This is a genomic window from Burkholderia alba, from assembly GCF_034721475.1.
GTDB lineage: Bacteria > Pseudomonadota > Gammaproteobacteria > Burkholderiales > Burkholderiaceae > Burkholderia > Burkholderia alba.
The window spans coordinates 1-306 of sequence record NZ_JAWJWL010000202.1; the positions used below are offsets into that span (position 1 = coordinate 1).

Sequence of the window (306 nt, forward strand, 5' to 3'; positions counted from 1 at the left end):
CTCGCTGCGCGTCGCGAGCGCCGTCAGCAACTCGGCATGCTTCGGGGCGAACGGCATCGCCAGCACGTCGGTCTGCAGCTCATACTCCTCGCGCATCAGTCGGCTCCGTTCCGTTGGCTAGTGCCCTAGCACTGCGCCGAGGTTAAGTTCGTTAGCGACGTTCTTCAAGCGTTTGTCGCGCGTCCAGATGGTGACGCCAGGTTGCAGACGCGCCGAGGCTAATAACGACGTGTCTACATATCCAATTCCCCGATTGAACAAACCTTCGCGTTCGATCAAATAAAAAGTCTCCTCCGGAGTCGCAAC

1 pseudogene is annotated in these 306 nt (G+C 58.5%); it reads right to left on the reverse strand.

The features are described from left to right. Window positions 1-117: 117 nt before the first annotated feature. Window positions 118-306 (reverse strand): annotated as a pseudogene (locus RZR99_RS33235) (VapC toxin family PIN domain ribonuclease); the annotation flags it as partial.